This is a genomic window from Paenibacillus endoradicis (assembly GCF_024721975.1).
In genome coordinates, this window is sequence record NZ_JANQBB010000006.1 from 158,230 (window position 1) to 182,042 (window position 23,813).

The following is a 23,813-nucleotide window of genomic DNA, read 5'->3' on the forward strand; positions in this document are numbered from 1 at the left end:
TCATTCCTAAAGTCATTTTCACAAATGCTTTTGGGAACTCCCCCCCTTATCAACTACCCCATTACCCCTTATAACTATCCTGCCATTTCAATAGTTTTTCTTCAAGTATTCTTACTACTGAATCAGTTAGTTTCCCAACTACTGCAAAGATAAGAATACCTACAAACACTACTCCTGTACGCATATATGCACGAGCGTCTTGAATTAAATATCCAATTCCTTGGTCTGCTCCCATAAGTTCTGCTACAACTAGACATAGCCAAGATGTACTAAGTGAAAGACGCATTCCTAATAAAATATTAGGCATTGCCGCAGGTAATACGACCTTTGTAATTTGGTGAAAACGACTGAATTCTAGTACTCTAGCAACATCGAATAACTTAGAATCAACGTTACGAACACCTAGAAATGCATTTACATATAACGGGAAAAATGCTCCCATCGAAATTAATAATATTTTTGAAAGCTCCCCGAATCCAAACCACAAAATAAATAGTGGTGTAATTGCTAAAAGTGGCACTGTTCTTAGCATTTGTATCGATGGATCTAGCATATATTCTGTTCGTTTAAACAGACCTACTGCTATCCCAACACTTAAACCTAGTATCCCACCAATAGCAAAACCTGATAATGCACGAACCACACTGATTCGAAGATGAAAGAATAATTCACCAGACATCATCATATTCCAAAAATCATTGAATATTGATGTGGGTGCAGGAAACAGCATCGGGTTAATTAATTCAAATGCAACCGCACCTTGCCACGCTATTATTACAATTACTGGTATCAGACTACCAAGTAAAAGTCTTTTTAATTTCATAGATTTCAACATTTGTTTTTCTCCTCTAGCATGCTATATATGCCAATTAATCTCTTCTTCGTCATTGTGATTAAGTGCTTTAAGCACCTTCGCACGTAATTCTTGAAATGATAGACTTACTCGATCTCTAGGATAAGGCAAATCAATTGGAATAATTGCTTTGATCTTACCTGGTCGTGCATCCATCACAACAACTCGATTAGAGAGAAATATTGCTTCATCGATGTCATGCGTAACTAGCAACATAGAGGTCTGATTCTCTCGCCATATATCTAACAATGACTCTTGCATATGACTACGGGTGAAAGCATCCAGAGCGCCAAATGGTTCGTCTAGTAACAACACTTCAGGATTTCTAAGTAAGGCACGAGCAATGGCAACACGTTGTGACATCCCCCCAGATAATTGCTTAGGAAAAGCCTTTTCAAAACCATTCAGTCTGACCAAATCAATCATCTGATCCACTGCTTTTCTTACCTCAGGTTTTTTCAGTGATTGATCAGCAGCAATATTTTTTTCAACAGTTAACCATGGGAATAATCTATGCTCTTGGAAAATAAAACCCTTTTTCTTACTAGGTCCTTGAATAGGTACACCGTTAAGTTCTGCTTTACCTTCATAGTCGACATCAAGTCCTGCTATAATTTTCAACAATGTACTTTTCCCACAACCACTCGGTCCAATGATGGATACAAATTCCTCTTTTTTTAAAGTAAGATTTATCCCATCAAGTACATGCGTAGCTGATTCCGCCGCATGAAATGTCTTGTTCAACCCTTGTATTTCTAGTGCCACTGATGTCATCTCAAACGTCCCCCCGCTCTCGTTGCATAGCCAATTTAGAATTTATGGAGAATCTTATCAGACGATTTCTAGAAATGTCAACACCATTTTTTTGATTATTTTGTAATTTGAATATGTTATATCTTATTTGATTTGGTTATATTCCCTAAGGACATATTTCAAAAATTCTCGTTGCGCAATCGAAAAATGCTTACTTGTCAGTCTTGCCCAACCTAATGAAATTGTGGTTGGCTCATGGCTGACAAGCGATATCCCAACAATGTCTCCATTCAGTACTAGTGGATCGTATTTCATGCTTAATTCGATGAATATTCCAATGGCTACACCTTCTGCAATCGTCCGCTTTAATATGTCAACATTATTCGATGTGAAGATCATATTTACTTTCCCGTACTTTTCCATAAAGTCATTCATGAACCAATTTGAATAGTTATTTTCCGCATTAACAAACGTTTCATTAATTAACTCTTGTGGTGTTACGCTGTACCGGGATGCTAAAGGCGATCTCTTCCCTACATAAACAACAATTCTAGATTTTAATAAATGAGTTAGAGTTAAATCTTTCAAATCCTCTTGCTTATGACGATCAAAATATATTAATCCAAGATCAGTTTCATTTCTACGTAAATCTTGAATAATACTCTCAGAGTTTTTTGCGATAATCTCAAGTCGAACTTTAGGATGATCTTTCTTGTAAGCTACAATCGACCGCGATAAGATTGCCACAATATTAGGGCCCGCAGAGAATCGAACTTCCCCTTCAATCAGCGCACTCTGAATCTGTGACTCCTCTTTAATATCTTCTATTTTTGATAATATTTCATTAATTTTGTCGATGATGATCTTTCCTCGTTCAGTCGGTTCTGTTCCTAGCCTAGAACGATTAAATATTTTCATGCCTAATTCCTCTTCAAGTTTAGACAGTGATTTACTTACACCCGCTTGGCTAATATGAAGTTGTTCCGCTGCAATGGAGATAGAGCCTGTCTTTGCTATTGCAGCAACATTTTCAAACTGCTCAATATTCATACATAAGACCTCTTTCCATAACTTTCAGTTATATAATTATAATACATAGTTATTTTACTTGATTACTCGGATATAATACAATACTAATATTAATTCACATAAAGGAGACTATCATAATGACATCTAAATCAATCAAAAAATCAGGTTTATTCGTACTAGCACTTATCATCGCTCTAGTTGGTCTTACAGCTTGCGGCAAAAGTTCAGACAATTCTAATAAGGCAGTCGAGGTTAATATCGCAGTAAACGGTGGATTAAATCTACTTTCGATAGCAAAAAGCAAAGGCTGGTTTGAAGAGGAGTTTGCAACATTGAACGCTACTGTCAATTGGCATGAATTCCAAAGCAGTGTTCCATTACTTGAAGGTCTAGTATCAGATCGAATTGATTTCTCATTTATTGGAGACGGCACTGTAGTAACTGGTAAAGCGGCAAAAACACCATTCACTGTTATTTCTGCGACTGGTGTAGAAGGTAACCAAAATAGTATTTTAGTAAAACCAGATAGCGACATTCAATCCATCGCTGATCTGAAAGGGAAACAAATTGCACTTGCTAAAGGTTCTTCCGCTCATATCTTCTTAGTAAAAGCTCTTGAGAAAAATGGCATGTCTGAGTCAGACGTAAAAATTGTTCAACTTCAACCAGATGAAGCGAATGCTGCATTCCAAGCAGGTCAAGTTGACGCATGGGGAACTTGGGATCCATATGTAACAATCGAGACATCTGCTGATCGTGCTCGCATTGTGGAAAGTGTAAAAACAATGAACTTTGTTGCACCAGCAGTAATGATTGGTCGCGATAAGTTTTTGAAAGAAAATCCTGAACTAGCTGCTGCTTACTTGCGTGTATATCAAAAAGCAGTAGATTGGGTCAAAGAAAATACAGATGAAGCTGCAGAAATATTAGCAACGGAAAGAAAAATGGATAAAACTCTAGTGAAAACATTGTTAGAAAATACGAACTATATTAACGAGCCAATTACAGATGATATTGCTTCTGCTATCCAAACAACTGCTGACATTCTTTTTGCAACGGGTACAGTTACTACACAATTAGATGTGAACTCAAATGTGTTTGATAACTCTTATTATGAAGCTTCCAAAAAATAATGTCTCCTAGCTTCAACTAGATAATAGCACACTAATCTATATTCAGGAGGCCATCATATGAATCAAGCACATCAAGATTATATTCACAACTATTTGCAAACAGCCGTCATTATTCGTGAGAGCGTTGAAAATCTGTCTCCACAATTGTTATTGTGGAAACCAACAGCTACAGCTTGGAGTATTCAAGAAATTGTAGGTCACTTAATCGATTCAAACATCATCAACTCTTATCGCATTCGTAAAATCATTTCTGAACCAGTCACTCCAATTGCTACGTTTGCACATGAGGATTGGGTCGAGCAGCAACAATTCAATAGCTTCACGATCATAGAGTTGCTAGATGTATATGATGCGATTACAAAATACAATGGTATCTTACTTAGTAAACTGTCCGAAGAACAATGGTTGCGTGTAGGAATGAAAGGTGAAGAGCCAATATCTATTGTTCATATCATTGATAAATTTATATGTAATCATGTTAATAAACATATTGGACAAATCGCTAGAAATATCGGTGCATTTGAATCTATTTAAGAAAGGAATGTTACTATGACACTCCAATCATTACTATCTGAAGTTGATATGCTGCAACCAGAAGCTATTCAATGGAGAAGATACATGCATCAACATCCCGAACTTAGTTTCCATGAGAAACTTACTTCTCAATATATAGAACAAATATTACTGTCATTCGGTAATCTATTAGTTAGTAGACCTACTGCAACTAGCGTAATGGCAAGGTTAATTGGATCATCTTCTGGTAAAGTTTTAGCCATTCGAGCAGATATTGATGCTTTGCCTATTCAAGAAGATACAAATCTATCTTTCAGCTCAACGAATGATGGCGTCATGCATGCTTGTGGTCATGATGGTCATACAGCGATCGTGTTAGGTGTAGCAAAAATATTCGCAAAATATTTCTCCACTCATGAATTTTCTGGTGAGATTCGCTTTATCTTTCAACATGCAGAGGAGTTACCACCAGGTGGTGCGGATGAGATGATTGCCGCTGGTGTTATGGAAGGCGTAGATTGGGTCATTGGTGCTCATCTTCAGTCGCCAGTAGCTGTTGGTAAAGTAGGTGTAGTCGGTGGAGCTATGCTCGCTTCTCCTGATACTTTCCATATTACGATAAATGGTAAAGGCGGTCATGCAGCACAACCTCATACAACAGTTGATAGTATCGCAATCGGAGCTCAAATCGTTACTAATTTACAACATATCGTCGCTCGTGCGACTAACCCTTTAGAACCACTTGTCGTATCTGTCACTCAATTCATTGCTGGTCATGCTCATAATGTCATTCCTGGTAGTGTGCAAATGACGGGAACAGTACGTGCTATGGAGCCAACATTAAGAGAAGAAGTGCCACGACAAATGGAGCAAATTATTAAAGGACTTACACTTGCACACGGAGCTGAATATGAGTTCAAATATAGTTACGGCTATCGTCCACTAATTAATGATGCTAATGTCTCTAAGTTAGTTGCCGATACGATTGTTGAATTGTTTGGAGAAGATAACCTCTATACGATAAAACCGAGTATGGCAGCTGATGATTTCTCAGCGTATCTAAATTGCGTGCCTGGAACTTACTTTAATATTGGCGCAGGTAATGTTGAGGCTGGTATCGTATACCCACACCATCATCCGAAATTCGATATTGATGAGCGTTCATTAGCTGTTGGCATGAAAGTATTTATCGCTTCGACTTTCAAATTATTGTCGTTGGCGTAAAGTAGCTTGGAACATCTTACTATCCGTTATAAAATGTGAAAGAACAAATAACGAAGGGCTGTCCCTAAAGTCAGTGTTTCTCAATGACTTTAGGGACAGCCCATTTCTTTAACTCATAATTAACAAGGATCTGCTGCTGGGTTACCCGCTGCAGTAGCTGTACGGAAGCTAGAACCACATCCGCAAGTAGCTGTTGCATTTGGATTCTCTATCGTGAATCCGCCACTCATAGCTGCTTCTTTATAATCGATTACGAGTCCACGCAAATATTTAGAACTTTCTGCATCTACAGCAACTTTAAGACCATTAACATCAAGTAATGTATCTCCTTCTTGCTCCTCATCATCAAATCCCATACCGTATGAGAAACCGCTACATCCGCCTTCTTTGACACCTACGCGAAGAAACATTTGATCATTCTCTTCCGCTGCAAGCATTTCACCGAGTTTTTCCCCTGCTAGTTCAGTAATTGTAATCATATTATTTCCTCCATTCTATAATAATCTCCTTCAGAGATATGCACTTACCTTAGTATAGTATAATTATACTCCACTATTTCTTATTGCTCAATAGATGAGCTAATTGGTTTGTAATAATATAATAATAGCCCGTCTTATTAGGATAGACAAAAGCACGTAAATTTTACTATAGCGCAAGCATACTCTATAATGAATATCACATAAGTACTAACGTTTTTGAAATTGATCGGTTATTAATAATTGGAGATGACAAGATGAGTTATAAGTTAGTTGTGCTCGGCGGTGGATACGGTGGTTTGGCTTTAATTAATGAGTTGTTAAATAAAGGTTTACCGAAAGGAACAACGATTACATTAGTCGATCGTTCTCCATTTCAAGGGTTAAAAACAGAATATTATTCTTTGGCTGCAGGAACGGCATCAGATCTACAACTACGAGTAGCCTTTCCTAATTCCCCAGATGTAGATTTAGCATTGGGTGAAATTACCGAAATTGATCGTGAACATAAGATTGTTCATGTTGTTGGTCATGACCCTATTTATTATGACTCACTAGTTATCGGACTAGGCTGTGTCGATCATTACCATGGTGTTGAAGGAGCCGCACAGTATGCAAATAGTTTACAAACTTTTCAAACTGCACGAAAAGCTTATACTGATCTGAATAATGTGAAGCCATATGGACAAGTTACCATTGTAGGCGGTGGTCTTAGTGGAGTTGAAATGGCATCAGAGCTTCGTGAAAGTCGTCCAGATCTTAATATTGCATTAATAAATCGTGGTCCAAACCTATTAGGAAGTTTTCCCTCAAACGTACAAACTTATGTGGCAGAATGGTTCCTAGAACATAACGTTAATATGCTAATTAATACAGCATTACATCGTATTGAGCCTGGAGTATTATATGCTGAGGATCAATCTCATCCAATTGAAGCTAATGCTATTCTTTGGACTGCTGGAATTCAACCTGTAGCATTAGTTCAGCAGATACAAGCTAACAAAGATAAGCAAGGTAGATTAATTGTGAATGACCACTATCAACTACTCGATGACCCCAATATTTACGTCATTGGTGATTGCGCAAGTTCCGAATACTCTCCAAGTGCTCAAGTGGCAGGTTTGCAAGGAGAACGAGTAGCCAAAATACTTCATGCGATGTGGAATAATCAAACGATTCACCTGGAACCATTCAAGCTTAGAGGAACACTAGGTGCACTTGGTAAGCATAACGGTTTTGGCGTGATGGGAAAACTTTCAATGCGTGGAAGAATACCTCGATTAATAAAAAGCGGTGTATTATGGCGCTCTAAGCATTAATTAAGTATTCTTCCAGTTGTCACTAATTACAACTTTGTTGTCGTGTTAATAGGAATGAATTATTTCACATCGTATCAAGGAGCTTATCTAGAGCAGCCATATTCTCTTCTTCATCGATTAGAAATTTCTCAATTTTCAACTCTAACTCTTCAACAGAATCTGCTGCGACGACTGATCCGTTTACAAGCGCGAATGGCTTCAAATAGCATTCGCCACAATTACCTAAACAGCCATATTCTATTCCTTCAAAGTCATCATCTGCTTCATATTTATCTAGTAATTTTTCTGTGCCGTGGTGCATATTTCCAGCACAAAACTCAATCATTGGTTTCATCATGTTGTTTACACCTTACTTTTCAAGTTCTTAATTGACTTTGGTATGCATTTGTTTTACTTTGTACTATAATAGGATAGAAAGGAGATGAATGCAATGAGTGAACAAGTACAAGATACACAATACGATGAAGTATTAGACGTTCTTGATAAACTTCGTCCATTTCTACAACGTGATGGCGGTGACGTCGAACTAGTTGACGTGGAAGAAGGTATCGTAAAACTTCGTCTAATGGGTGCATGCGGAAGCTGCCCAAGTTCTACTATCACGCTTAAAGCAGGTATTGAGCGTGCACTTCTTGAAGAGGTAGATGGCATAATAGAGGTTGTTCAAGTATTCTAATATAGCCGCTACTATGTGGTCAAAAAGGCGATCCATCCCCTAACAGGGAATTGGATCGCCTTTCTTATTTCACGATATTAGCTCGGATTGGATCAAAGCCTCCTGTTACATCTATAATATTTCCAGTTAAATAACTCGATTTCTCATCACACAAAAATGCAATAACACGTGCTACATCTTCTCCGGTGCCAGGTCTACCAATAGGCGTCTCACCATCCCAATCATTAATGACTTCATGGATCGACTTTTCTTTGTAGCTACCTTTAATGTCTCCAGGTCCGATCAGATTAACTGTAATACCGTGGGGAGCTTCTTCTACAGCAAGGGACTTCGTAAATGAGACAAGTGCTGTTTTTGCAGCAGCATATACCGCTCGTTGTGGCCATGCACGAGCCTCATTTGCATGTCCAAAGCCGAAATGGATAATTCTTCCCCAGCATTTCTCACGCATATATGGTAATAATCTGTGATTCAATAACATCACCGATAATAAATTCCCTTGAACAAGTGATGTAATAAGTTCCTCATCGTACTGCTGGAATAATTTACGCTCTCTTACAAAAGGACCTGCATTGTTAACAAGAATATCTATACCACCCCAAGCCTCGACAGCCGCTACAAGCTTATTGATGCCATCCGGCTTTGCGATATCTGCTTGTACAACTTTTGCATCCACACCAAGTTCAAGTAGCTGCCTTTGCACTTCAAGTGCTTCCTGCTCGCTTACCATATAGTGAATCAAAATACTACAACCCTTTGAGGCTAATTCAATCGCAGTTCGTTTGCCTAGTCCTTTTGCACTTCCAGTTATTAAAGCTTTTTTCCCCTTAAGCTCCACAAACATTCTCCTTCTCCATGAAACCTCGGTCACTTACGATGCAGTAGCTCCTGAGCGTATTCGAATGTAAGTTTAATTGATTGCATAGCTAAGTCTAATCCGACCGATAAATCATCCATCTGTTGATCTACATTCTCAAGCATTAATTCCTGTCCATACATCCGCGTTCGTTGAATTAAATCATCATGCATCTCAGAATTCATATAATGCGTTTCCGTATTTCGTCTTTTTCGAAGTCGGTGAGTAGGTTCTTTGCTTTGTTCCTTTATTTCATTCAATGGCTTAGTTAACTTTACGTGTACTTGTCGTTCACGCATCGTTCGTAATACAGTAAAATAAGAAAAATGTGCTTTAATTCTTTCAGTTTTCAGTTCCAACAATTCATTCAGAAAAGTACCAAGTTTATCAAGAAGCGAAAAAACTCTAATAAAACCATTTTTGTCAAAATATACATATCTAGCGTAATCTAATTTTTGCTCCGCGTCCATCTCTTTTATCGTAGATAAAGTAATCTTTTCACGAAAATATTGTGCAGCATAATGGCTTGCATATAATTCATGAAGAGATGCTCTTAATCCTAACGTCCAAATTTCAAATTTCGTCCACTTCTCTTTGTTCTCATCAGTTCCGCCACTACGTGTTGCCATCTGTGAAGCAAACTTTTCTAACAGTAGATCTACCTCTGCATACATTCCTGTTGGTGCCTTTTCCGGTTGTTGAAACATAAACTGCAGCATACTTTTCACTCCAATCTGATGGATATAGTGTAGCAACTAATGATGAACATTATGTACTGCTAGAAGAAGTTCAAAAAGCGAACTTTGATAACGATGATTGACGATGTCGAATATCCGACATCGAATATGAAGCGAACTTGGGAAGTCTGGTACGCGTGTACTCAATATGTACACTTGCGTTTCCTCCTTCCTCAAGTAGCGCTCCATCTTCTCGACTTGCGAAAGCCCGCTTTTTGAACCTTCATTGGAATTTGGAAGTTCAAAAAGCGGACTTTACTTCATAATAACAAATGAGTATCGTTTATCAGCACCAAAAAGATGACATGAAGTTAGAGAAGCGAAGCGCGGAACGTACGTACTTGGTACGTGAGCACTTACAATGTTTCTGTAAGATACATACTGCGTAGGCATAAACAGCGAACGATGAATGTCATCTTCGCCGTCTACTAAATTACGTTGCTTAGTCATCGTGATCATATGTGTTATTAGTAAACATCCTATTCCGATGAAGTTTAATAATGACACTTATCAGCACCAAGAAGATGACATGAAGTTAGAGAAGCGAAGCGCGGAACGTACGTACTTGGTACGTGAGCACTGTAGCGAACGATGAATGCCATATTCGCTGTAGACTAACTACGTAGCTTAGTCATCGTGATCATATGTGTTATTAGTAAACATCCTATAAAAAAGCTGCTATTCCTTTATGGCAATAGCAGCTACTCATCATTCTTCCTTGCGATATATCCATGAGCGAATAACAAAATCCACCATTAAGCCGAACAGCGCAACTATTATTAAATTATGGAGTAAACTTGTAAATAAAAACCAGTTATCATTACCAATAGTGTTTACTAACCAAGCACCACTGAAGATCTGAGCAATGACTAGAACGACAATTGCACCTGAAGATTTCGTCAACGAGCTGTTGCCCGTATTGCGCTTCATATAGAAATATAATGCAATTAATACAATCCCTAAAATAGCGGCAGCTACTCTGTGAATAAATGCAATACCAGTTGCACCACTTAATTCAGGTATTACTTCACCATTACACAGTGGCCAACCAAGGCAGCCCCCGGATGACTCAGTATGACGAATGAAAGCACCTAGATATACAACAACATAGGTATAGATTGAAATAGCTAAAGCCCAAGGCATGAGCGATCGAGGATACCTGTGTTTTTCTACAATGCCTTTCTTTTCACGGTAACACCATATAACGAGTAATAACGTTGCAGCGAAAGCAATTAATGATATACCAAAATGTATCGCCATTACAGCATCAGATTGATACCATTTCACTGCGGCTGCACCCATCAATGCTTGAATAATAGTAAATAATAGTGCATACCAAGCATATTGCATTGGCTCTTTATAAGCATTACCTTTTGCCTTGTACTTACGATAAATGGATATAAATACACCAGCTACTAATATGCCTTCCAATCCACTTATTATTCTGTGGGAAAATTCAATTGCCGTTTCAACTGTATAAGAAGGTATTAATTTACCATTACACAGTGGCCAATCATCGCCACAGCCACGACCAGAATCTGTATTAGTTACTAATGCACCAGCTAGTAGTACAAGTAGCATACCTATGCAAGATGCTATTGCAAAAAATCTAAATCCTTTTGAAACCATCATGTATTCACCTAATTCCAAATATTATGTTTCATTAATTATAGCTATACAATTAGGTAAAAGCCATGTTCAAAATGTGAAACTTACGCCATAACTAGATCGCTTCAGCTACAGCAAGCGCACGGTTCACAAACTGTTCAATTTCCTCACGTGTTTTACGTAATTTGTTGACAAAACGAACAAGTTCTTGACCATTTTTGAATGCAATAAAGCTTGGAATTCCAAGAATGTTTAATTCAGAGCAAAGATCAGGTAATTCATCACGATCAATTTCAAGAAAATCAACTTTACCTTGATATTGTTCCTCTAACTCAGGCATAAATGGATTAATATAATGACAATCTCCACACCAAGTGGTTTTGAACACGATAATCGTTAATTGCTCTTGAGCGATTTGCTCACGGTATTGTGCGTCGGTTGAAATTTTATTCATTATGATTGCTCCTCCTTCACTGTTGAATATCATCTTTACTTATCAGGACTAATAAACAATTTCTCTTAATAAGCACTAAGACAACATTAATACTATTCTCAATTTATTAACGTATTATGATTGAACTACAACTTATCCTGCTCTAAGAACACGCATAACCTTCTTCATTGGTCCACGTAATTTCCCAGGCAATGATTCGACATCTGCCGTCGTAACAACTTTTAATTTAAGTAATAATACACCATATAAAGCACATAATATTACACCAGAAATTATTACAGCAAGTAAATAAGATAATTTATCAGCAATATTAGTCGTTAATTCCAAAACTCCATACTGAGCTAGCCAAGCAGCTCCGGCAGAAATAACAACTGCAATCAAGTAAGGTATCCAACGCTTACCTAGTACTTGTAATTGAACATCTTTTCGGATTAAGTATAAATTAAGTAAAGTTACCGCTAAGAAGCATGCTGTTGAACCTATAATAAAACCAGCAACTCCAAAATACATGCCACATATGGTACTAATTATAACTTTGGCAGCCAATCCAATTAGTGTATTGACCATAGTCTGACGTTGCTTACCCATTCCGTACAAAATTGAGTTTGTTGTCATCATTGTAATTTGTAATATTGTACCTGCACATAGCATAGCTACAACTTCACTGCCACGAGGACTAGAGAATAATAACCCTGTAACCGAATATGCTGCAACTGTTAGAAACAAAGCAATTGGAACACCTGTTATGCATACAATTTTTAATACCGCAGATGTTTGTTTATTTACCTCTTGCTGGTCTTTACGTGCAAAAGCAGCAGATATAATCGGAATTATCGAAGATCCTAGTGCAATAGCCAAAATCGGCGGAATCCCTGCTAACGATTGAGCTTTTGTACCAAGATCGGCATACACTTCCGTTGCTTGAACAATGGTGTAGACCTTTTCTGTTATTCGAACGAAGAATGTAGTATCAAAGAAATATACTAAATTTATCGTCATTGAAGTTACAAGTGCCGGTATAGACATTTTAAGTATTTCGCCATAAATTGATCTAAATTTCAGCTTAGGACCATTTTCGATTGTAAATGGTTGATTGGGCATAAATGCCGCTCTAGCTTCAGCATTGATATTCCCCTCGTACTTCTTATCTTGAATCTTAAGTTTACGAGCATAATGTAACATGACAGCGAAGGCACCAATACTCCCAAATACGCTACCGAACGTAATCGCAGCAGCAGCCCAATCATCACTATATCCAAGGCTTAAGAAAATATAGCCAAGTAATAGACCTAATATAACGCGTGCAAACTGCTCAATAATTTGCGATATACCACCTGCCGCCATCATCTGACGACCTTGGAAATAACCTCGCATCATAGCGATCACTGGGAATAAAATCAAAGCAGGAGCTATTGCTCGTACAGCAAGAACAATCGAATCCTTCTTTGCAAGTGAGGCATACATGGGTGCTAATATGTACATAAATACAGCTAATAACACACCTGTAACTGCACCGAATACGAGCGCCGCTTTATAAATACGCTTTGCTTCTTGATGTTTACCCTCAGCCATTCTTTGTGAGACCATCTTGCTGATTGCACTCGGAAACCCAGCAGTAGCAATAACAAGTAGTAATAAATAGATTTGATTGGCCGCTATAAATGCGTATTGTCCATCCTCATTCAACATATACTCTAGTGGAATTCGTTGGAACATGCCTAACACACGAGCAACGAGTGCTGCTAATGCAAGTATAAGTGTTCCTTTAAGAAGTGAATCTTTTTTCAACATAATATATCTAAGTCCATTCCATCTAATTTGTGTACTATAGAATCTCTAATGGTGCGTGATTTCCTCTTACTGGTGTAGCTGTTATCGTTGGCTTAGCCCAATGAATACCGTTGTCGATAACTTTTAGAATATGTTCATTATAGTAAGTTGGGAATGTTTCATGACCAGGTCTGAAGTAGAAAATCTTACCTTGTCCACGGTAGAACGTACAACCACTACGGAATACTTCGCCACCTTGGAACCAACTTAGGAAGATTAATTCATCAGGAGCAGGAATATCGAAATGCTCACCATACATTTCCTCATGTTCTAGGTTGATATACTCTGGTATACCTGATGCAATTGGATGTCCTGGATTAACTACCCAAATACGTTCCTTCTCGTTCGCTTCACGCCATTTCAGGTCACAACCTGTCCCCATTAACTTTTTGAAAATTTTAGAGAAGTGAGCAGAATGAAGTACGATAAGTCCCATACCTTCCATGACACGTGCATGAACTCGATCAACGATATGATCTGCTACTTGATCATGCCCCATATGTCCCCACCATACTAAAACATCTGTTTGCTGTAATACTTCTTCAGTTAAACCATGCTCAGCTTCTTCTAGCGTCGCTGTACGAATATTCAACTTATCCGATGCTAATCCCTTTTGCAGTGCTATATGTATCCCTTCAGGGTATACTCTAGTAACTTCCTCATGCAGCTTTTCATGTAAAAACTCATTCCAAATTGTAACATTAATCATTAGACAGCCTCCTGAAATTTTCATATTTACTAGAATAACTTCTCAAAGCAGGAAAAATCACTTTGGAAGTATGAGGTAATGGTACAAAGATCTACTTTTACCACACCCAAATAATATATAGGATAATCATAATGAGTTGAAGTATGATTTTCACTACGATGCTACTAAATAACCCCACTAATGAGCCCCAACCAATAAGTAATGACTGCTTAAATTTCGTTCCAATTATTAATTCGCCTAATACAGCACCTACAAATGGACCTACAATTAATCCGAAAGCTGGAAATACAAACGGACCAATAATAATACCTATCGTCGATCCGATTATAGAAGCTTTGGATCCTCCAAACTTTTTCACACCCATCGCACCGACAGCATAATCAGCTATAAGTAATGCTAGCAGAATTATCGATTGAATACACCAGAACCAAAATCCAAACTTCTCAAAACTAATTAAAAAACCATGCACAAAAAATGCAGCATAGATTGCAAATACACCTGGTAGTACAGGATATACTGTGCCTATCATACCAACGATAAAGAGCAGAATAACCAATACTATACCTAAAATTTCCATATTCCACCTCACTTTACAACATCATGTTTGTTGAATGCAACTATATATTGAAAATAAATTTTCTAATAACTTCTGCTACACCATGGTCATTATTAGAAGCTGTAATATAATCTGCAGCTTGCTTTACTTCCTCTTGTGCATTTCCCATAGCAACACCCAAACCACATTGTTGAATAGCTTTAATATCATTCAAACTATCACCCACTGCAATTACCTGTTCCATCGTAATTCCCATATGATCGCAAAGTTTCACAAGAGCTGTGGCTTTGGAAGTATCGAATGGATTAATCTCAATGTTATATGGTGATGAATTCGATAACTCAAGCTCACCCCATTGTTCTACTTCATGTCGTATGGCAGTAATCATCGCAATATCTTCAACGTAATATCCAAATTTCAACCATTCATGTTGATCATATTGATCAACAATATGATGCCAGTTTTCTTTGTTATATATTTCATCTGTAGTATATGCCCAAAACCATGCTTCAGAGTACCGTTGAGTAATGTCGTATAGTTTAACAATCCACCGATGGTCTAATAATGTACGCTCTAACAACTGATAAGGTTTCTCCCATATTTCACTTCCGTTTACCGTAATGAGAGGTGAATCTAAATGCAGCTGTTCAGCATAATCAATCGCTTTTTTGAAGCCTCGACCAGTAGAGAACATAACCGTAACTCCTGCTTCTCGTGCTTTATTCATCCAATGAACATTTTCTTCACTAATTACACTATGATCATTCAGTACTGTGCCATCCATATCTAAAGCAATTAGCTTATATTGGCTCATTTTCAGTCCTCCTAGAACTTTATATCTATTTGAAGTAAGTCATGTTAATAAATACTACTTATATCGTATTATATCGCAACTTAATATTACCATACTTGAGACAAAAAAAGCTCCTTCTCAAGTTTGAGAAGAAGCTAGACTACAATTACGTTATCCATTATAAATGACCACCAAAGCTAAATAGAAATATGCAGCCGACTAACTTCATCATTAACTCAAATCTGCGGACAGCTGAATTACGAGGTATACTCTTCATCAATACCCCTCCCTTTCCTTTAATACTCTATTGTATGCAGCTTTTATAAAGTTGGTTAAAGGAAACATTTTTGTGCGAGAGAAATTATTAGATAAGCATAAAAAAGGTGCAAATGAAGACATCGTCATATAACTAGTCTACACTTACACCTTCTCAATTATTAAAATATATATTGCTTACTCAGCTGTATTATTAGTTGGTGTATCTTCATCGGTAGTATTACCATCTACAGATTCCGTACTTTCTCTAGGCTTTCCGAACAATTCTTCATATAACACATCATTAGGCTTATCTTCAAGACCATAAACTGCATCATACGCATCAAAGATTTGACGAGCAATTGGGGCAGCACCCCAACTACCAAAACCACCTTCTGGAACAACAACAGCTACGGCTAGCTTAGGATTTTCAGCAGGAGCATATGCGATAAATACCGCGTTTTCTACACGTTTACCCGCTACATCTTGCTCAGACGTACCCGTTTTCCTATTAAATGAATGTTGGAATCCTGTAAACCCTTGAACACCAACAGCCCCCATGCCTTTCTCGATTAGTTGCCAATAAGCATCTGGCATATCAACTTCATTCAATATTTCCGGCTTATAACTTTGTAGTAGTTCACCGTCTGCTGATCGAATTTCGTTCACGAATTGCGGCTTCAAGCGTACGCCTCGATTAGCTAGTGTAGCTGCATACTGAGCCAACTGTAAAGTAGTGTAACGACCTTGTTGACCAAACGAAGCTTGCACTAACGCTGATTGCGTACTACCGCGCTCTGCTTCACTATAATAATCGATAACTCCAGCACTTTCATTAAACAGTCCACTACCCGTTGTCACTCCAAGTCCAAACTGTTTCATGTAAGAATCCCATATATCTAGACTCGATACACCATTAACTGAACCACGCATATATAGTCTATTGCCAATCCAGTCTGCCATAAATGTGTTAGAAGATTTTTCAATAGCTCTTGCACCATCAGTAAGTCCATAAGCATGTTTACCTGAGTTACTAATATATGTTTCATAACCTTTACGACCATAAGAAAATCTACCAGTATCATTGTATTTCTGATTAGTTGTAAACAATCCTTCATTCAAACCAATTAATACAGATAGCGGTTTAATTGTAGATCCAAGTGGTACAATGGAAGAAGGATGTTTACTCCGCTCTTCATCTGTATATGGACCATATACTGTTCGGATCGTTCCGTTATTCAGTACGTAACCATAGTTTTTCAAATTTTCTGGAGTTATTCTTCCACCTGACCAAATAACATTAGGATCATAATCCGGCATACTTGCCATTGATATAACTTTTCCAGTCTCTACTTCCATCGCTACGGCAAAGCCTGTTACTGCATAAGGTGCCTTTTCATAGGAGTAGGGTGAAGTACGAATCTTCTCTAGATGATTCATTATCGATTGCTCCGTATGAAGCTGAACTTCTTTATCAATAGTAAGATAAAGATCCGCACCCTTCTCAGGGTTCGTTATAGTTATATCACCTGTTATTGTTCCTTGATTATTAACTGGATAAGTTTTTACACCATTCGTTCCGCGAAGAACATCCTGATACATATATTCAATGCCATCAAGTCCAACTTCTTCTTCTTCAAGATATTTATAGAAAGGATCTGTTATGGCTAGCTTTTCCTTATAGAATTCATAATCCGTTCTAACACCACTATATTTTTTCAAATAACCGACAAGTTGCACTGCTATCGTACTCTCATCATAATTGCGCACACTTTCTTCAAGAAGAGAAACACCGACAAACTCAGATTGATTCTCCATAATGTAAGCTAACTCTTCATTCGTTAAATCTGTTTTAATTCTACGAGGTGTAGACATAATATTGCGACTAAATACAAGATCCATTTGACGAATAATATCTTCCTTCGTCATCATTTTTTCGGAGCTACCAAATTCTTCGAACACTTCTGCTAGCTTTTCTGCCATTTCTTCTGCTTGTTCATTACTAGATTTACCGCCTCTAACGGATGACTGAATGTTGTAATAGAGTGATTGTGTAGAAGTAGAGTAGGCTATCGGATAACCATTAGCGTCATAAATATTGCCTCGGATTGGAGCTATTGGAATTTTACGTTCCCACTTTTTATTAACTGCACTAGTAAAAGTAGGTCCTTCTACGAATTGTAATACAGCTAATCGCACAATAAGTACGCTAAATACAACAAATACAATAAAGAAAAACACATTAAGCCTGAATGAAAACTGTTTTCTCCGCAGTATTTCTTGTTGTTTTGGATCATCTTGCACTTACAACACCCTTTCTTCTACACATACCATATACTATTTATTTCGTACTATTTGCCTCAGCTTGCTTAATAAAATCTTTTACGATTGCACTACTTTTCACTTTGAAAGCTGGAGCACCTTTAACAGATATCGATACTTCATCACTACCAGGTTGACCCGTCAAAGTTATAGACGTAGTTTTCACTGTAAATGTTCCATCAGCATTAGATGTATATGTAGCACTAGTTACTTCTCCGACCATAGCATTGATAGCATCTTCCTTCGCACTATCAGCTACCTTTGAACCAATTTCTTTCAATTCCTCGATACCACTACTCACTAAGCTCGTGCTTAAGTTTTTTACATCATCAAGAGTATAACCGCTGTATACAATTACCCCTACAGCCACTACTAGAATTATAGCCCATTTCACCATCGTTTTCATCACGCGAATAATTAACATGATGACGATTAAAGCAATTAAAATGACATACCACTTTTCTTGTAAAAACGCTAACCACGTATCCGTATCATAATTTGAGAAATCCAAAAAACTCATCCCTTTTCCCCCTAAATTTTATTGTTCCATTTGTTCATTGACATACTTAAGACACTACTAAATAGTTGAAATGTTCTATCGAAAGCTTATGCTGTATTTTTCCTATAATGTATGTTCAAAACTACCTCTTAAGCAACATATTCAAAAAGTGGACTTTCGAAGATTTAGATGATGGAGCCTCACTTAGAATATTATATCCTACTATAACTACTAGAGTAAACTTAACCCAATAAATATAGACATAAGTTGTCCTGTTCTAGCGTACAAGTAGTTATAACCACACTTTAAGATATTTCTTCCGATACGAAGTCTCGTTTTTCGAATAAAACATCTAGTGGTAATACTATTTGTAGGAGGCTGCATAGTGAAAACCGCCATATGGCTCTACTTATTTTTATTTGTTGCTTTTTTTGACTTGCATGCACAATATCCGATATTGACGCCATTTGCTATCTCTCTTGGTGCTGCACCATCATTTATAGGACTAATAATGGGGATCTATTCTATTACTCATCTACCAGGTAATTTAATAGCAAGTGTATATGTTGATAAATTAGGAAGCCGATTATTCATCGTAGGTAGCTTACTACTAGCAGGTGGGATATTACTCGTACAATCTGTCGTTACTGATCCATGGCAACTACTTATTTTACGTTCTATTGCAGGCTTTGTATTAGCGTTTCTATCACCTGCTTGTCTATCATTATTAGCGAGACTTAGCTCAGATATAAGTCAACAAGGAAAATTAATGGCGGGTAATGGGCTTGTTCATACGTTAGCATCCGTTCTATCACCTGCCGCTGGTGCTATTCTAGTAGCAAAACTGGGGTTCACCAAAACATTTCTAGTACTTGGATGGCTCCTTATAGTTACTGCTATATTAGCTTTCTTTTTCATTAAAGAAAAGAAATTTGCTAAAGCTGATATGACTACCCCCATTCCTACCCATCATGCCCCTGTAGGTATGAAAATATTGCCTGGTAGTGATACTTCAGTTAAAAAAATGCGTTGGAACATTTTCCTCATCCCAATTGGATTAAGTTGCTCACTAGGAATACTAACATTTGAACTTCCACTAATGGCTGGGAATACGGGCTCTATTATGACTACTGGACTACTTTTTACCGTTTTAAGTATAGGTTCACTCATTACATTATGTATGTTATTCGTAAATAAATATAACCCTGCGGTGAGAACGATACTAGGAACGTTAGCACTCTCTTTATTATATTTCGTTCTCGCAGCTGATTTACCTGTTCCTTTCATGTTACTTTTATTACTAATAGGTATGAGTAAAGGCGTTGTTTTCCCTGCTCTTTCCCATTGGCTAATTCAACTTAGTGACGGGAGCAAATATGGCAGGACATTCTCGATGTTATCCATTGCCACATCTATCGGATCATTTCTAGGACCTTTTCTCGCTGGACAAGTTCGAGATCTCATTTCACCATACTTTATAGCCTTCGTTGTGCTATTCATTGCACTTGCTTTCAACGCTATTCCACCAAAGGCTAAGCCCTCTTTATCATCTAATATTTCGTAGATCCGGGTGGGTGAATGGCGCTGCAATGATTCATTTCTGTTCCAATCGCCGTTGTCCTCGGATTTATGATTGTAACATAGAGGTATAAATCCGAAGACAAAAACGACCGCTATAACTTTTCCACTAGTGATAAATCATCTCCGCTACTTCTTGGGAGAAAATAAATAGGACTGCTCCTCTAAACATAGGAGAAGTCCTATTTTATGTTTATTTAAGGTGAACATGTTACACTAATAGAAATTTCGTCTTGAGCTTTAGATGTGATTTTCATAGACAGGATGAGTTTCAAGAGTCTTTTGAAAAGTTTTAGCTTACGCTTGCGATGCTACTTTTCATTGCTATGATGAGTTTCAAGATTTTTCCGAAAAGTTTTAGGAGGATATGTATGGGTATTTCAATTATTGTTGAAGGCAAAAATGATCGCAGTAAATTGCAAAAACTACTTAATGATCAAATACGAATTTATTGTACGTATGGAACCCCTGGCTCGAATCAATTACAACGTTTGGGGCTAGATCTGCGTCATGATGAGGTCTTTTTGTTTACTGATAATGATTCTTCTGGAAGAAAAATTCGCGCCTTACTTAGCGATCTATTTCCTGATGCCACTCATATGTATACAAGACGTGGTTATCATGGAGTAGAAGGCACCCCAAATGAATATTTAATTTTGCAAATAGAAAAAGCAGGATTAGCGGAATATCTAAAAGATATTGCTAACCCTGCCACAGAATGGTTAAAAGATGAATTCTAATATAGTTTTTTCAACGATTTATATACATCTTCTGCAGTTAATTCTTTATCACCAGCTTCAAGATTCGGTGAAGCATTAATCCATTCACGAATGTTACCATCTTGATCGACAAGGATTAGTGGGTTGTTATGATAGAATGTTTTCGCTTCTTCATCATACATAACCGCGACACTGAACTCTCTCGCCAATTGAATCATTTCCTCGGAAGTTTCGCCCCTTAAAAATGTCCAATGGTCAAAGTCTACACCAACTTTATTAGCAAAGTTTGTAATTACTTCAGGTGTATCCGTTACCGGGTCAAACGTAATTGAGATTATTTCAACCTCTGTTCCGAGATCACCTTTTTCCTTAAGTATTTCCTGAACTTGGCTAATTAAGAACGTTGTCGGTGGACATACATCAGGACAACTTGCAAAATAGAAATACACTAATCGAACTTTACCGTCCGTTGAATCAAGTGTAACTGGATTATTGTCCAAATCATTCAGTGTAAAATTTGGTGCTGGGTCCTTAACACTAGGAACTGCTTCTGGCTTTAAGATGTAGGTGTAAAGTAAATAGAACCCCATTAATACGACTAAACAAGAAATTGCTATCTGAAATGCGTATTTCTTCAAAAATGCCAACACTGCTTTCCCCTTTCGCAAGTTACATTCTCGACGTATCGATGATCATTACAATAAACACAATCATTAAATAATTTACTGAAATTAAAAAATTGAATTTCGCCCACTTTTCTGTATCTTTGGCATATAAGCCCATAATGGTGTGTACAAGCCAAAAGACAGTTAAAATCGTAGAAAGAATCAAAAAGAACATACCAGTTAGATCGTAAACGTAGAACAATATAACTGTAACTAGCATTAACACTAAGTATGGAATCATTTGAATTTTCGTACGCTTAATTCCTTTTACAACGGGCAGTAATGGAAATCCCGCTGCTCGATACTCCTCAACACGACGAATAGCTAGTGACCAGAAATGTGCAGGCTGCCATAAGAATAAGAACGCGAATAGTAGAATAGCTCCCATATCAAATGTTTCCGTAACCGCGCAATAACCAATTACCGGAGGCATCGCTCCTGATATACCACCAACAGAGGTACTCCATGTTGATGTTCGTTTCAACCACATCGTATAAACAACAATATAAGCAAACCAACCAATAAGTCCTAAAATACCACATAACACATTAACTAATGTGAACAAAACAGTAACTCCAACTACACCAAGGACAATACCGTAAATCAATACTGACATTGGCTTCATTCTGCCCGCTGGAAGCGTACGATTTCGAGTTCGTTCCATTTTCAGGTCAAGCTCACGATCATAAAAATTATTAATAACTGTTCCAGAAGCCATCGTTAATGTACAACCAATTATCATCCATAATAATAGCCAGAAATCAAATGACCACTTGGATGCTACCCAGAAGCCTCCTATGGAAGCAAATACATTAAGACGCAGCAAACCAGGCTTAGTAAGTCCTATCAAATCTTTAAACACTTGTTGATCCTCCCGCTTCACGTAAAACGCTTTTCACGTTTGTCCTTCTATGTTGAATCGCTTCTAATCATACCGAAAAAATGACAGTGTGACAATGTTCACTTGTGTTGTTCATCAATTCGTCATTCAAATGTGACAGTTATACTGTCACATTTAGGCAGGGTACTCCATACAATGTCATATGGATTTTTGCCTAGTTAAAGTGAAAGGAGTTGCATGGACAGTATGGCAGTTATTAAAACTAATTCTGAGCAAACAAAGATGCTTGCTCGACTAATGCGAGCAGAAGCTGAAGGTGAAGGCGAACTAGGTATGCTAATGGTTGGTAACGTTGGTGTTAACCGAGTGCTTGGCGATTGTCTAGACTTTAGAAACATCCGCTCTATCCCTGATATGGTGTATCAAAATCCTGGTGGGTTTGAAGCAACCCAAAAAGGTTATTTCTACCAAAATGCTAGAGAAAAAGATATTCGCCTTGCCGAACGTGCTATTCGAGGAGAAAGAACACATCCTGCTTCAAATGCACTGTGGTTTTTCCGTCCTGCCGGCGATTGTCCTAGTACGTGGTATAACCAGCAAAACAGTGGCCGTTACAAAGCCCATTGCTTCTTCAAACCAACTTTTGATGATTGTAGAACCGTTTATTAATTTGTCAACACGAAAGGAAGTTGTTCATGAATTACTTTAATGCTTCTCCTTATTATTATCCTTATTCTTATCCTACATTCTACCGTGATGTAGAAACTATGCCTCCAATGGTACCAAGCGGAGCAGTGGTAACTCCTACGGGCGGTAACATCGTTACAGCTACACCTACTTATGAAGAATCATATGTGGAAAATATTTTGCGTCTTAATCGTGGAAAAGTGGGTACATTCTATATGACTTATGAAAATAACTCACAATGGAATGCTAAAATATTCCAAGGAATTATTGAAGCAGCTGGACGTGATCATATTGTTGTGAGTAATCCTCAAAACGGTGAGCGTTACTTGCTTCTTATGATTAATCTTGATTATGTTACTTTCGATGAGCCAATTGCATACGAGTATCCGTTCCATGGTCAAGTCGTAACTCCTGGTTCTCCGATGGAGTAGTTACAGCTTGTAAAATGCAATGAATGAACAATATTTCTTATTGTTCATTCATTGCATTCTTGTTACATAAATCATTTGTTTTCATTATCTATTTATTATGTAAGTAATATTTCCCAATATTTCGTGCATAATGGATGTAGACTCAAATACTTATTTGCAACTTATACTTCCGATGTAAGTTTTCACCACGAGAAGTATGGCTAGACGATATGAAAAGTTTTTGCTTATGCTTCCGATGTAACTTTTTACCACGAGAAGTATGGCTAGACGATATGAAAAGTTTTTGCTTATGCTTCC

The 23,813-nt window shown here is 37.6% G+C and carries 27 protein-coding genes; 9 read left to right on the forward strand and 18 right to left on the reverse strand.

The annotated features are described in order from the left end of the window. Positions 1-61 precede the first annotated feature (61 nt). The 3 genes from NV377_RS19200 to NV377_RS19210 form a co-directional block, all read right to left on the reverse strand. Positions 62-835, reverse strand: a complete 774-nt coding sequence (locus tag NV377_RS19200; RefSeq protein ID WP_258202420.1) for an ABC transporter permease — start codon at positions 833-835, stop codon at positions 62-64. A gap of 21 nt (positions 836-856) precedes the next feature. Continuing rightward, on the reverse strand, positions 857-1,627 hold the full coding sequence (locus NV377_RS19205; RefSeq protein WP_258202421.1) for an ABC transporter ATP-binding protein: 771 nt from the start codon (positions 1,625-1,627) through the stop codon (positions 857-859). A gap of 123 nt (positions 1,628-1,750) precedes the next feature. Continuing rightward, complete coding sequence (locus NV377_RS19210; RefSeq protein ID WP_258202422.1) at positions 1,751-2,656, reverse strand: LysR family transcriptional regulator; 906 nt, start codon at positions 2,654-2,656, stop codon at positions 1,751-1,753. 116 nt (positions 2,657-2,772) lie between these two features. Here NV377_RS19210 and NV377_RS19215 point away from each other — a divergent pair, with 116 nt between their 5' ends. The 3 genes from NV377_RS19215 to NV377_RS19225 are packed head-to-tail and all read left to right on the forward strand — an operon-like array spanning position 2,773 to position 5,505. Beyond that, positions 2,773-3,768, forward strand: a complete 996-nt coding sequence (locus NV377_RS19215) for an aliphatic sulfonate ABC transporter substrate-binding protein (protein ID WP_258202423.1) — start codon at positions 2,773-2,775, stop codon at positions 3,766-3,768. A gap of 57 nt (positions 3,769-3,825) precedes the next feature. Beyond that, on the forward strand, positions 3,826-4,302 hold the full coding sequence (locus NV377_RS19220; protein WP_258202424.1) for a DinB family protein: 477 nt from the start codon (positions 3,826-3,828) through the stop codon (positions 4,300-4,302). Positions 4,303-4,317: 15 nt separating this feature from the next. Beyond that, positions 4,318-5,505, forward strand: a complete 1,188-nt coding sequence (locus NV377_RS19225) for an amidohydrolase (protein WP_258202425.1) — start codon at positions 4,318-4,320, stop codon at positions 5,503-5,505. Positions 5,506-5,624: 119 nt separating this feature from the next. Here NV377_RS19225 and NV377_RS19230 read toward each other — a convergent pair whose 3' ends face one another. Next, positions 5,625-5,984, reverse strand: a complete 360-nt coding sequence (locus tag NV377_RS19230; RefSeq protein WP_258202426.1) for a HesB/IscA family protein — start codon at positions 5,982-5,984, stop codon at positions 5,625-5,627. A 254-nt stretch (positions 5,985-6,238) separates the two neighbouring features. On the opposite strand from NV377_RS19230, the gene NV377_RS19235 reads away from it, so the two are divergent. Next, a complete protein-coding gene (locus tag NV377_RS19235; protein WP_258202427.1) occupies positions 6,239-7,300 on the forward strand; it encodes an NAD(P)/FAD-dependent oxidoreductase in 1,062 nt (353 codons plus the stop codon). Between the two features lie 64 nt (positions 7,301-7,364). On the opposite strand, the gene NV377_RS19240 is transcribed toward NV377_RS19235, so the two are convergent. Beyond that, positions 7,365-7,637 carry a YuzB family protein gene (locus NV377_RS19240; RefSeq protein WP_373425837.1) on the reverse strand — a complete coding sequence of 91 codons (273 nt, stop codon included), beginning with the start codon at positions 7,635-7,637 and terminating at the stop codon, positions 7,365-7,367. Positions 7,638-7,730: 93 nt separating this feature from the next. On the opposite strand from NV377_RS19240, the gene NV377_RS19245 reads away from it, so the two are divergent. Next, positions 7,731-7,976: a NifU family protein gene (locus NV377_RS19245; protein ID WP_258202428.1), complete on the forward strand. Its 246-nt coding sequence runs from the start codon at positions 7,731-7,733 to the stop codon at positions 7,974-7,976. Between the two features lie 64 nt (positions 7,977-8,040). Here NV377_RS19245 and NV377_RS19250 read toward each other — a convergent pair whose 3' ends face one another. The 11 genes from NV377_RS19250 to NV377_RS19300 form a co-directional block, all read right to left on the reverse strand. Then, positions 8,041-8,814 (reverse strand): SDR family oxidoreductase, encoded by a 774-nt coding sequence (locus NV377_RS19250; RefSeq protein ID WP_258202429.1) that lies wholly within the window; start codon positions 8,812-8,814, stop codon positions 8,041-8,043. A gap of 29 nt (positions 8,815-8,843) precedes the next feature. Then, positions 8,844-9,551, reverse strand: a complete 708-nt coding sequence (locus tag NV377_RS19255) for a Cthe_2314 family HEPN domain-containing protein (RefSeq protein WP_258202430.1) — start codon at positions 9,549-9,551, stop codon at positions 8,844-8,846. 273 nt (positions 9,552-9,824) lie between these two features. Continuing rightward, a complete protein-coding gene (locus NV377_RS19260; protein WP_258202431.1) occupies positions 9,825-10,076 on the reverse strand; it encodes a hypothetical protein in 252 nt (83 codons plus the stop codon). A gap of 201 nt (positions 10,077-10,277) precedes the next feature. Beyond that, positions 10,278-11,201 (reverse strand): COX15/CtaA family protein, encoded by a 924-nt coding sequence (locus NV377_RS19265; protein WP_308860181.1) that lies wholly within the window; start codon positions 11,199-11,201, stop codon positions 10,278-10,280. 91 nt (positions 11,202-11,292) lie between these two features. Beyond that, positions 11,293-11,631, reverse strand: coding sequence for a thioredoxin family protein (locus NV377_RS19270; protein WP_258202432.1), 339 nt, complete (start codon positions 11,629-11,631; stop codon positions 11,293-11,295). 132 nt (positions 11,632-11,763) lie between these two features. Beyond that, entirely contained in the window at positions 11,764-13,422 is a 1,659-nt protein-coding gene (locus NV377_RS19275) for a putative polysaccharide biosynthesis protein (RefSeq protein ID WP_258202433.1), read from the reverse strand. Between the two features lie 34 nt (positions 13,423-13,456). Then, positions 13,457-14,170, reverse strand: coding sequence for a ThuA domain-containing protein (locus tag NV377_RS19280; RefSeq protein ID WP_258202434.1), 714 nt, complete (start codon positions 14,168-14,170; stop codon positions 13,457-13,459). Positions 14,171-14,267: 97 nt separating this feature from the next. Then, positions 14,268-14,747 (reverse strand): DUF456 domain-containing protein, encoded by a 480-nt coding sequence (locus tag NV377_RS19285; protein WP_258202435.1) that lies wholly within the window; start codon positions 14,745-14,747, stop codon positions 14,268-14,270. A gap of 40 nt (positions 14,748-14,787) precedes the next feature. Then, positions 14,788-15,540, reverse strand: coding sequence for a Cof-type HAD-IIB family hydrolase (locus NV377_RS19290; RefSeq protein ID WP_258202436.1), 753 nt, complete (start codon positions 15,538-15,540; stop codon positions 14,788-14,790). Positions 15,541-15,972: 432 nt separating this feature from the next. Then, a complete protein-coding gene (locus NV377_RS19295; RefSeq protein ID WP_258202437.1) occupies positions 15,973-18,078 on the reverse strand; it encodes a peptidoglycan D,D-transpeptidase FtsI family protein in 2,106 nt (701 codons plus the stop codon). A 37-nt stretch (positions 18,079-18,115) separates the two neighbouring features. Further along, positions 18,116-18,616, reverse strand: a complete 501-nt coding sequence (locus NV377_RS19300; RefSeq protein ID WP_258202438.1) for a hypothetical protein — start codon at positions 18,614-18,616, stop codon at positions 18,116-18,118. Positions 18,617-18,980: 364 nt separating this feature from the next. Between NV377_RS19300 and NV377_RS19305 the strand changes: the two genes are divergently transcribed. Both NV377_RS19305 and NV377_RS19310 read left to right on the forward strand, forming a co-directional pair. Beyond that, positions 18,981-20,159, forward strand: a complete 1,179-nt coding sequence (locus tag NV377_RS19305) for an MFS transporter (protein ID WP_258202439.1) — start codon at positions 18,981-18,983, stop codon at positions 20,157-20,159. Positions 20,160-20,544: 385 nt separating this feature from the next. Further along, complete coding sequence (locus tag NV377_RS19310; RefSeq protein WP_258202440.1) at positions 20,545-20,913, forward strand: toprim domain-containing protein; 369 nt, start codon at positions 20,545-20,547, stop codon at positions 20,911-20,913. Here the strand turns inward: NV377_RS19310 and NV377_RS19315 are convergent. After that, positions 20,910-21,539, reverse strand: coding sequence for an SCO family protein (locus tag NV377_RS19315; protein WP_258202441.1), 630 nt, complete (start codon positions 21,537-21,539; stop codon positions 20,910-20,912). The two genes, NV377_RS19310 and NV377_RS19315, sit on opposite strands and share 4 nt — an antisense overlap. Positions 21,540-21,561: 22 nt before the next feature. Continuing rightward, positions 21,562-22,440, reverse strand: coding sequence for a heme o synthase (cyoE, locus tag NV377_RS19320; protein WP_258202442.1), 879 nt, complete (start codon positions 22,438-22,440; stop codon positions 21,562-21,564). Between the two features lie 204 nt (positions 22,441-22,644). Between cyoE and NV377_RS19325 the strand changes: the two genes are divergently transcribed. Together NV377_RS19325 and gerQ are read left to right on the forward strand one after the other, a co-directional pair. Further along, entirely contained in the window at positions 22,645-23,067 is a 423-nt protein-coding gene (locus tag NV377_RS19325) for a cell wall hydrolase (RefSeq protein ID WP_258202443.1), read from the forward strand. A 26-nt stretch (positions 23,068-23,093) separates the two neighbouring features. Next, positions 23,094-23,516, forward strand: a complete 423-nt coding sequence (gene gerQ / locus NV377_RS19330) for a spore coat protein GerQ (RefSeq protein WP_258202444.1) — start codon at positions 23,094-23,096, stop codon at positions 23,514-23,516. The last annotated feature ends 297 nt before the right edge of the window (positions 23,517-23,813 follow it).

What these genes read in the sequence shown, in the direction of transcription:
- NV377_RS19310 (WP_258202440.1), top strand. Translation starts at nt 20,545, where the DNA reads ATGGGTATTTCAATTATTGTTGAAGGCAAAAATGATCGCAGTAAATTG.
- NV377_RS19210 (WP_258202422.1), bottom strand. Translation starts at nt 2,656, where the DNA reads ATGAATATTGAGCAGTTTGAAAATGTTGCTGCAATAGCAAAGACAGGC.
- NV377_RS19275 (WP_258202433.1), bottom strand. Translation starts at nt 13,422, where the DNA reads ATGTTGAAAAAAGATTCACTTCTTAAAGGAACACTTATACTTGCATTA.
- NV377_RS19270 (WP_258202432.1), bottom strand. Translation starts at nt 11,631, where the DNA reads ATGAATAAAATTTCAACCGACGCACAATACCGTGAGCAAATCGCTCAA.
- NV377_RS19325 (WP_258202443.1), top strand. Translation starts at nt 22,645, where the DNA reads ATGGCAGTTATTAAAACTAATTCTGAGCAAACAAAGATGCTTGCTCGA.
- NV377_RS19200 (WP_258202420.1), bottom strand. Translation starts at nt 835, where the DNA reads ATGTTGAAATCTATGAAATTAAAAAGACTTTTACTTGGTAGTCTGATA.
- NV377_RS19230 (WP_258202426.1), bottom strand. Translation starts at nt 5,984, where the DNA reads ATGATTACAATTACTGAACTAGCAGGGGAAAAACTCGGTGAAATGCTT.
- NV377_RS19265 (WP_308860181.1), bottom strand. Translation starts at nt 11,201, where the DNA reads ATGATGGTTTCAAAAGGATTTAGATTTTTTGCAATAGCATCTTGCATA.
- NV377_RS19240 (WP_373425837.1), bottom strand. Translation starts at nt 7,637, where the DNA reads ATGATGAAACCAATGATTGAGTTTTGTGCTGGAAATATGCACCACGGC.
- NV377_RS19280 (WP_258202434.1), bottom strand. Translation starts at nt 14,170, where the DNA reads ATGATTAATGTTACAATTTGGAATGAGTTTTTACATGAAAAGCTGCAT.
- NV377_RS19205 (WP_258202421.1), bottom strand. Translation starts at nt 1,627, where the DNA reads ATGACATCAGTGGCACTAGAAATACAAGGGTTGAACAAGACATTTCAT.
- NV377_RS19245 (WP_258202428.1), top strand. Translation starts at nt 7,731, where the DNA reads ATGAGTGAACAAGTACAAGATACACAATACGATGAAGTATTAGACGTT.
- NV377_RS19300 (WP_258202438.1), bottom strand. Translation starts at nt 18,616, where the DNA reads ATGAGTTTTTTGGATTTCTCAAATTATGATACGGATACGTGGTTAGCG.
- NV377_RS19285 (WP_258202435.1), bottom strand. Translation starts at nt 14,747, where the DNA reads ATGGAAATTTTAGGTATAGTATTGGTTATTCTGCTCTTTATCGTTGGT.
- gerQ (WP_258202444.1), top strand. Translation starts at nt 23,094, where the DNA reads ATGAATTACTTTAATGCTTCTCCTTATTATTATCCTTATTCTTATCCT.
- NV377_RS19290 (WP_258202436.1), bottom strand. Translation starts at nt 15,540, where the DNA reads ATGAGCCAATATAAGCTAATTGCTTTAGATATGGATGGCACAGTACTG.
- NV377_RS19255 (WP_258202430.1), bottom strand. Translation starts at nt 9,551, where the DNA reads ATGCTGCAGTTTATGTTTCAACAACCGGAAAAGGCACCAACAGGAATG.
- NV377_RS19220 (WP_258202424.1), top strand. Translation starts at nt 3,826, where the DNA reads ATGAATCAAGCACATCAAGATTATATTCACAACTATTTGCAAACAGCC.
- NV377_RS19235 (WP_258202427.1), top strand. Translation starts at nt 6,239, where the DNA reads ATGAGTTATAAGTTAGTTGTGCTCGGCGGTGGATACGGTGGTTTGGCT.
- NV377_RS19225 (WP_258202425.1), top strand. Translation starts at nt 4,318, where the DNA reads ATGACACTCCAATCATTACTATCTGAAGTTGATATGCTGCAACCAGAA.
- NV377_RS19215 (WP_258202423.1), top strand. Translation starts at nt 2,773, where the DNA reads ATGACATCTAAATCAATCAAAAAATCAGGTTTATTCGTACTAGCACTT.